8 protein-coding genes are annotated in these 8440 nt (G+C 67.0%); 3 read left to right on the top strand and 5 right to left on the bottom strand.

Annotated elements, in window-relative coordinates; translation table 11 throughout:
* Together ACIQ51_RS10800 and ACIQ51_RS10795 are read right to left on the bottom strand one after the other, a co-directional pair.
* The coding region (locus tag ACIQ51_RS10800; protein WP_396205048.1) for an MlaE family ABC transporter permease at positions 1-633 on the bottom strand (633 nt) is incomplete at its 3' end.
* Between the two features lie 8 nt (positions 634-641).
* The gene (locus ACIQ51_RS10795) at positions 642-1958 is read right to left on the bottom strand and encodes an MgtC/SapB family protein (RefSeq protein ID WP_396205047.1); all 1317 of its coding nucleotides are present in this window, start codon (positions 1956-1958) and stop codon (positions 642-644) included.
* 155 nt (positions 1959-2113) lie between these two features.
* Here ACIQ51_RS10795 and ACIQ51_RS10790 point away from each other — a divergent pair, with 155 nt between their 5' ends.
* Genes ACIQ51_RS10790 through ACIQ51_RS10780 form a run of 3 tightly spaced genes read left to right on the top strand, consistent with a single transcriptional unit; the run spans position 2114 to position 5511 of the window.
* Positions 2114-3100, top strand: a complete 987-nt coding sequence (locus ACIQ51_RS10790) for an ArsR/SmtB family transcription factor (RefSeq protein ID WP_396205046.1) — start codon at positions 2114-2116, stop codon at positions 3098-3100.
* A gap of 46 nt (positions 3101-3146) precedes the next feature.
* Positions 3147-4622: an adenosylhomocysteinase gene (gene ahcY, locus ACIQ51_RS10785; protein ID WP_396205050.1), complete on the top strand. Its 1476-nt coding sequence runs from the start codon at positions 3147-3149 to the stop codon at positions 4620-4622.
* Between the two features lie 28 nt (positions 4623-4650).
* Positions 4651-5511, top strand: coding sequence for a hypothetical protein (locus ACIQ51_RS10780; protein WP_396205045.1), 861 nt, complete (start codon positions 4651-4653; stop codon positions 5509-5511).
* Here ACIQ51_RS10780 and hemJ read toward each other — a convergent pair.
* Genes hemJ through ACIQ51_RS10765 form a run of 3 tightly spaced genes read right to left on the bottom strand, consistent with a single transcriptional unit; the run spans position 5464 to position 8262 of the window.
* Entirely contained in the window at positions 5464-5901 is a 438-nt protein-coding gene (hemJ, locus tag ACIQ51_RS10775) for a protoporphyrinogen oxidase HemJ (protein WP_396205044.1), read from the bottom strand. The two genes, ACIQ51_RS10780 and hemJ, sit on opposite strands and share 48 nt — an antisense overlap.
* Positions 5902-5947: 46 nt before the next feature.
* Positions 5948-7720 (bottom strand): cytochrome b N-terminal domain-containing protein, encoded by a 1773-nt coding sequence (locus tag ACIQ51_RS10770; protein ID WP_396205043.1) that lies wholly within the window; start codon positions 7718-7720, stop codon positions 5948-5950.
* Complete coding sequence (locus tag ACIQ51_RS10765; RefSeq protein ID WP_396205042.1) at positions 7720-8262, bottom strand: ubiquinol-cytochrome c reductase iron-sulfur subunit; 543 nt, start codon at positions 8260-8262, stop codon at positions 7720-7722. Before ACIQ51_RS10765 ends, ACIQ51_RS10770 begins: the two co-directional genes overlap by 1 nt.
* Positions 8263-8440: the final 178 nt, after the last annotated feature.

Below are 8440 nucleotides of genomic sequence, written 5' to 3'. Positions count from 1 at the left end.
GAAACTGGCCGACTTCACCAGGCCGTAGCGCACGTCGAAGCTCGTGAAGAAGATGCGCACGCCCTTGAGGAACTGCGGCGTGCTGATGTCGAGGAGCATGAGCGACGCGAGCCATCCGGACAGCATCCCCACGAGCATCGCCATTCCCACAACGATGGGGAACATGAGGGCCGATGCGAGCACCCGCGGCACGACGAGATGGCTCATGGGGTCGAAGGTGAGCGTTTCGAGCGCGTCGATCTGTTCGGTCACGCGCATCGTTCCGAGTTCCGCGGCGATATTGGCGCCCACGCGGCCGGCCAGCGCGAGGCCCGTGAGCACCGGCGCGAGTTCGAGCGTGACCGTTTTCTGCACCAGCGTTCCCACGAAGTAGGGTGGGACGATGTCGCCCACGCTGTAGCTGGCCAGCAGCGCCAGTACGATGCCGGTGAAGAGCGCGATGAAGATGCCGATTGGCAGCGACTCCACGCCGAGGATGCGGGCGTGGGTGGAGAGTTCCGGCATCCAGCTTCGCGTGTCGCGTATAGCGTGCAGCACTGACAGCACGAAGCGGGTGCCGCGTCCCACCGGCTCGAACGCCGTGCGGGTCACTCGACCCACCGCAGTGAGGGCATCATGCACGTAGCGCGTCATGGGCGTACTTATCTTGGCCAGCCAATGGCGAGCCCGATCACGCTGCCGATCGCGAGCACACCCAGTCCGGTTGCGGCGCGCACGCGATAGCGCGGCCCACCGATGCCGAGCACGAGGGCCGTCTTGAGCGCCGTGTTGCTGAGCACCCCCACGCCGATGGCGGCGGCGGCAACGCGCACGCGCGACGGATCGGCGCCGTAGCGCGCCATCGAGAGGGTGAGGGCGTCCATGTCGGTGAAGCCCAGTACCGTGGCCGATGCCAGTACGCCCGTGTTGCCGGCGTACTGCTGAATCCACGCGAGGGCGAAGAGCACGACCTGAAACGCCATCGCCATTTGCAGAGACGTGGCGAGGCCGAGCGGGTTCGGACCGAGTCCATTGCTGTGGGCCGGGTTACCGTCTGAAAGTAGCCCCGCCGGCAGGGCGCCAGTTTGGCGGGGGCGCGTATCCTGTTCGCGCCACAGGGTCAGGCCAATGAGCGTCAGCCCGGCCACGAGCACGGGTGCGAGTATCGGCAGCGCGGCCCGAGCCACGGCGGGCTGCAGCACGGCGGTGACGACCAGCAGCCGAGGAATGAGCGCGGTGCAGGCGGCGACCACGCCGAGTGCCAGTGGCAGCGCCAGACGTGCTTCGTCACGGCTGCGCCGGCTGAAGTTGAGCGCGACTGCGGTGGACGAGACGAGTCCGCCGAGGAGTCCGGTCACCCCGAGCCCGCGCGTTTCCCCTACGAGCCGGCGGGTGACGTAGCCGGCGAAGTTGAGCGCCGAGAAGATCAGGACGACGGTCCATAACTCACGGGGCCGGAAGGCATGGTAGGGGCCGTAGGCGCCGCCGGGGAGCACCGGGAGAATGACGAGCGCCAGAACGGCGAACTGCGCGGCGGCGCGCATTTCGGTGGCGTCCACGCGATGGAGGGTGCGTTGGACCCACGATTTTTCGGAGAGCAGGACGACGGTCATTGCACCGACGGCCGCGGCGGGGGAGCGGTGCCCCAGGCCGGCGGTCAGCCCGAGCGCCACGACCATGACGGCCACCACTTCGGTGGTGCCATCGGCGGTAGTGCCGGGGCGGCGCATGGTGGCCCAGTAGGCCACGATGGGCAGCAGCACCCCCCCCGCCGCCACAATGGCCGCGAGTGCGGGGTGGCCCAGCCGGAGGAACCAGCCGGCCACGCCCCCGATGGCACCGAGCAGGGCAAAGGTACGGGCACCGGCGAACCGGCCATCGGGCCCCGTGCAGTGCCCCGACCACTCGCGTTCTACCCCCACCGCCAACCCGACGAGTGCGGCCACCAGAAGGTCGAACGCCAACGTGAGATCGAGCATCAATGCAGGAATGGTACAGCGTGCACGGCGGGCGGCGAGGGGGAAAACCGCACAGGAGAACGGGATAGCCGCGAAAGCCGGAACCAGGGCGGGGGACGCCCGGTGACGCGCTCATACTACTATCCATTCATCCGGATGTTCGGATATATTACAGGATGACCGCCCCGCGCCTTGCCATCCACGACCGCATGGTCGAGCTCGCCGACACCACCAGGTGTCGACTGCTCGCCGCGCTCGAGCGGCAGGAGCTCACGGTGGGCGAGCTGGCGCAGGCCCTGCAGCTCCCCCAGTCCACGGTCAGTCGGCACCTGCGGATTCTGGCGGACCAGGAGTGGGTGAGTTCGCGCGCGGAGGGGGTGAGCCGCTGGTATCGCCGCCATCCGTTGCTCGATGCCGACACGCTCTCGTTGTGGGAGCTGGTGCGGGGGGCGATGGCCAACACCCCCGCCGCGCTGCAGGACGCCGCGCGGATCGACGCCGTGCTCGCCTCGCGGCGCAGGAGTTCGCAGGCGTTCTTCGCGACCGCGAGCGCCGAGTGGGATACGCTGCGCACCGAATTGTTCGGCGCCCGCGCGGACCTGCTGGCGGCGTGCGCGTTGCTTTCGCCCGAGTGGGTGGTGGGTGACCTCGGGTGCGGCACGGGCGCGCTCACCGCTGCCCTCGCGCCGCACGTACAGCATGTCCATGCGATCGACGCATCCCCGGCGATGCTCACCGCCGCCTCCGCACGTCTCGCGCCACACGCCAACGTGACGGTGACGGAAGGCGCACTCGAGGCGCTGCCGCTCAACGACGGGGTGCTCGACGTGGCGGTAATGATGCTGGTAATGCACCACGTGACCGACCCCGTACGGGCATTGCGTGAGGTGCACCGCGTACTCCGGCCGGGCGGACGGTTGCTCGTGACCGACATGCGGCCGCACGCCAACGAACGCTATCGTGAGCAGATGGGTCACGTGTGGCTCGGGTTCGACGAGGCCACGCTGCGCGGGTGGATGCGCGAGGCCGGCTTCGAGCACCCGCGCTATGTCCCCCTCGCGATGGACCCGCAGGCGCACGGCCCCGCGTTGTTCAGCTGTACGGCCGTGGCGATGCCACGGGCGGCAATGGTATTGGCGTACACGATGGACCCCGTAACCTGATCTTCCGTACTTCAAACAACCTGACCAGCCAATGGCCACCTCGATCATGACCGAACACGGCGTCGCGCTGCTGACGTCGCTCGACCGTCCCGCCTTTGCCGTGCGCGATCTCGCGCTGGCGGAGTGGGGCCGCAAGGAAATCCGTCTCGCCGAGCAGGAGATGCCCGGCCTGATGGCGCTGCGTGCCGAATATGCCGGAAAGCTGCCGCTCAAGGGCGCCAAGATCATGGGCTCACTGCACATGACGGTGCAGACGGCGGTACTGATCGAAACGCTCGTGGACCTCGGCGCCGATGTGCGCTGGGTGTCGTGCAACATCTTCTCCACACAGGATCATGCTGCCGCGGCTGTTGCCGTGGGGCCCCGCGGGACGGTCGACAGCCCGAAGGGCACGCCGGTGTTCGCATGGAAGGGTGAAACGCTCGAGGAATACTGGTGGTGCACGGAGCAGGCGCTCATGTGGCCCGACGGTACGGGCCCGAATCTCCTCCTCGACGACGGTGGCGATGCCACGCTGCTCGTACACAAGGGCACCGAGTACGAACTGGCCGGTGAGATCCCGGGCTTCGACAGCGACAACGAGCCGGAAGAGTGGGGCGTGATCCTCGATCTGCTGCGCGCCGAGCAGCAGAAGAACCCCGGCCGCTGGACCAAGGTGCTCGCGGGCATCCGCGGCGTATCGGAAGAGACGACCACGGGCGTGCATCGCCTGTACGAAATGGAGCGCGCCGGCACGCTGGCGTTCCCCGCGATCAACGTGAACGACGCCGTCACCAAGTCGAAGTTCGACAACCTGTACGGCTGCCGCCACTCGGTGGTGGACGGCCTCAACCGCGCGACCGACGTGATGCTCGCGGGCAAGATCGTGGTGGTGCTGGGCTACGGTGACGTGGGCAAGGGGTGCGCCCAGGCGCTCAAGGGTCAGGGCGCGCGCGTGGTCATTACCGAAATCGATCCCATCTGCGCTCTGCAGGCGGCGCTCGAGGGCTATCAGGTCACCACGCTCGAGGACATCGTCGAGCAGGCCGACATCTTCGTGAGCGCGACGGGCAACAAGAATGTCATCACCGTTGAGCACATGAGCCGCATGAAGGACAAGGCGATCGTGTCCAACATCGGCCACTTCGACAACGAGATCGACATGGCTGGTCTCAAGAAGGTCGAAGGGATGAAGCGCATCAACATCAAGCCGCAGTACGACGAGTTCGTGTTGCCGAACGGTCGCTCGATTCTGATCCTCGCCGAAGGCCGCCTCATGAACCTCGGCTGCGCCACGGGGCATCCGAGCTTCGTGATGAGCGCGAGCTTCAGCAATCAGGTGCTGGCGCAGCTCGAGCTGCATGCCAACGCCGAGAAGTACGAAAAGAAGGTGTACACGCTCCCCAAGCACCTCGACGAAAAGGTGGCGCGCCTGCACCTCGACAAGCTGGGGGTGAAGCTCACCATGCTTACGCCGGACCAGGCGTCGTACATCGGGGTGGATGTGCAGGGGCCGTACAAGGCGTCGCACTACAAGTATTAAGCGCCGCCGCGCGCGTGGACATGCACCCGTGAGCAGGACCGTGGGCCGGCGGGCGTTCCGGTGCAGTGCGGTACTGACTGCATCGGCGGCGCTCTCGGTCACGCTCGGCATGAGCGCCGAGGCACAGCGCGCGCCGGCCACCGACGTGCTCCCCCGGCGTGTCTCGCCGGGGGACACCCTGTTGCACGGGGAGCGGATCACCAGCGGCAGGTCGCGCTACTCCCTCACGATGTACCGTGACGCCGACGAGATCCCCGTGGGCCGCCTGACCGATGCCGTACGGGTGGACACCATCGACGGCACGGCGATCATCCTGCGCGTGCAGCAACTGCAACGCGGGACCGTCACCCTCGTTGATTCCACCACGACGCATGCGCTCACGCTGGCGCCGCGTACCCGCCGTGCCCTCCAGCAGAACCGCCGCGTCCTGCTGGAGTTCAGCGGGCGCCGCGTGAAAGGCGCGGTGGCGCCACTCGACGTGCCGCCGGTGCCGCTCGATACCACGCTCGCGCTGGCGCCCTTCGATGCGAGCAACTGGGAGTTGCTGTTGCGTGCGCTGCCGCTCGAGCAGGGCTTTGCGGCACGGTTCCCGGTGTACGAACCTGACGTGGGGCTTCGCGAATACCGTGTGGTGGTCACGGGCAGCACGGCCATTCAGGGCGAACCGGCGCATGTGGTGACGCTCACCATCGCCCGCAATCGCGAGTCGGTGGTGTGGGTGAGCCAGCGGAGCGGCCTCGTGTTGCAGATCGAAACACTGCTTGGTGAGACGACGCTGTTGCGGCAGGTTCTCGTGCGAGAGCCGCTGCCGGCGATTGATCGCGCTGCGTCCTCGCGACCGTTACATCGGCGTCCGTACGATGACCCCGATCACGATGAAGAACAGTAGGATCGTGGGCACTTCGTTGATCCAGCGGCAGGCGGTTTCGCTGAGGTAGTAGTCCTTGGCGAGGAACCGCTTCCGGGTGCTCGAGGCGAGGCCGTGATAGCCGAGCAGGAACACGATGGCCCCGAGCTTCATGTGCATCCAGGGCATCGTGAGGAGTGCCGGCTGCAGATACAGCATGGTGGCGCCCAGGCCGACCGACACGATCATGGCCGGCATCATGATGCCGCGGAGGAGCCGGCGTTCCATGACCTCGAGGGTCGCGGTCACCGCCGGCTCGTCACGCTTCTGTACGTGATACACGTACAGGCGGAAGATGTAGAACAAGCCGGCGTACCACGCGATGACGGCGATGACGTGGAACGCCTTGATCCAGAGATAGTAGGCAGGCATGCGGTCTAATGTAGCCCCGTGCACCACGAACGCTGCGGCGCGCTGCTCACCGCTTCTTCGGCACCAGCCACTCGCCGCGAATCCAGTCCACCACCATGGCGATCTCGCGGTCGCTCAGGCTCTTTTCCTTCCCGAACGACGGCATGCGATCATTGTCGCGACCGAAGAAGCGGGGGTGTTCGGGATCATTGATGAAGGCGATCATCCACTCACGGGAGCCCCACCCGGTGAGCTCGGGGCTATCGGTGCCGACGTCCTGGAACTTGTGACACGACGCGCAGCCGTAGTCGGTATTGCGCATGTAGGTGAGCCCGGCGGCGATGCGCGCGCTGTCGCGCTGATCGACTGTCCGCTGCGACGCGAGCTGCGCCTGCGCCGAGAGCGCAAACACCACGTTCTGGCGGGTGATCTCTTCTTCCTCGCTCTCCGGCTGGTGATCGCCCAGCCACCCCACCATGTCGCCTTCGGCGTGGTAGGTGTTGCCCCAGTACTTCTTGCTCAGGATCGTGTCGGCGTGCAGGAAGCCGCTCAGCCACTTCCGTGAGCCGTAGCCCTTGAGGTCGGAGGCGGAGATGGAGTCGGGCGGCAGCGGATAGCCCATGCCATCGTGCCCGTCGAAGCGGTGGCACGACGCGCAATTGCGCGAGAAGATGCGGGGCCCCTGGCTGTATGGATCGTCGCGCATCACGGCGAGGGCACCGGTGATGGGGATCCCATTGCCGGCCAGCTGCACGGCACGCTCGGCGTCACGCGCGGCCACTTGGCGCGACACCTGATAATCGGCGTCGTTGCGATCGGCGCTGATGGCCTGCACCGTGAGCAGGCCAGCGCCGGCGAGGAGCACGCCCAGCAGCCCCACGTTGAAGCGGTGCCCGAGGCGCCAGCGCCCGAGGAACGGCATCGCGGCGATCAGTACGAGCACCAGCGTAGGGAGCACGATGGCGCCGATGATCTCGGTCTTGCCGGGGAAGTACTTGAGGAACTGGAAGAGGAAGAGGAAGTACCACTCCGGGCGCGCCGCAGCGAACTGCTCGGCCGGGTCGGCGGGCGCCCCGAGCGGCGCTCCATGTTCGCGCACCGCGAAGAACAGCACCGCCGCGAACACGGCGAGACACGCGACCGCGTCGCGCAACACCTGCTCGGGCCAGAAGCCTTCGTCCGGCTTGCGAATGGGCTGCTTGGGCGTGAGCCCGTGCCGGCGAAACAGGTACACATGCCCCACGATCATCAGGCCGATGAGCAGTGGTACGAGCCCCGCGTGCAGGGCGAAGAAGCGCGTCAGGGTGTGATGGCCGTAGCTGGCCCCGCCCACGAGAATCGTCTGCAGCGCCGGTCCGATGCCTGGGCTCATCCCCACGAGGTTCGTGGAGACGGCGGTCGACCAGTAGCCGTTCTGATCCCACGGCAGCAGGTAGCCGGTGAGGGACAGGGCAAGCACGAGGAGCAGCAGCGCCACGCCGAACCAGAAGTTCACCTCGCGCGGCGCCTTGTAGGCACCGTCGATCACCACCTGCATGAGATGCAGCACCAACAGCGCGGTCATGGCCTGCGCAGCAAAGTGATGGATGCCGCGCAGCAGCCAGCCGCCCCACATTTCGTGCTGGATCCAGTACACGCTCTCCCACGCCGTCTGGGAGCTCGGGCTGTAGGACATCCACAGGATCAACCCGGTGACGACCTGCACGGCGAAGAAGAACGTGAGCGTGCTTCCCCACACGTAGCGCCAGCGTGCCCCGCCGGGGACGTTTTCGAAGAGGGCTTCGTGCAGCAGTCCCTTGTAGCCGGTCCGTTGGTCGAGCCAGTCGCGGAAGCCGCTCATCAGACCGCGATCCGCTCGGGGGAACCCTTCCGGAAGTTCTGGAACTTCACCCACACATCACCGTCGCGGACGACCGCCTCGAGCGGGTCCATGCCGCGCGGGCTGGGGCTCTTGGGATCGGCAATGCTGCCGTCGAGGGCGAAGCTGCTCTTGTGGCAGGGGCAGAAGTAGCCGCGGCCCGAAGCGTTGTACCCGACGCTGCAGCCGAGGTGCGGGCAGACGGAGTGCAGTACGCGCACCGTGTTGTCGCCGGTGCGCTGTACGTACACACTGCCCACCGGCACGTTCTCCGTCTTGTTCCAGGCGTCCACCAGGGTATCGAGCACCGGGAACTTGCGAGGCTCGCCACCCTCCGGCAGTGCGGCGAACGACGTGACCCGCACCATGCCCCGCGTGTCGCTGCGACGGCGCAACGGGTCGAGAATGGGAAAGAGGCCGGCGATGGGGGCCGCGACGGTGATGAGGCCACCGATAACGGCGGCCGAGACCTTGGACACGAAGGTCCGCCGGTCGGAGGGGGGAACGGGGACGCTGTCGGACATGTCGTCGTGCACTCGGGGACGAACGGGATGCGGTAACCGGAGGTGGAACGCACGGCAGGCGTGCGTGAGGGCTGCGGGATTCTACGCTGCCGCGCCGTGGTTCGCTGGCCCTTTCAGCGATTCGTGGCGTTCTTGCGTAGCCAAGCGATAGCTCCGGTCCATACACTCCAAGCGTCGC

Source organism: Gemmatimonas sp. (assembly GCF_044344655.1).
Taxonomy (GTDB): domain Bacteria; phylum Gemmatimonadota; class Gemmatimonadetes; order Gemmatimonadales; family Gemmatimonadaceae; genus Gemmatimonas.
Note: the sequence above shows the minus strand (reverse complement) of the source record. Positions and strands in the feature narration are given on the sequence as shown.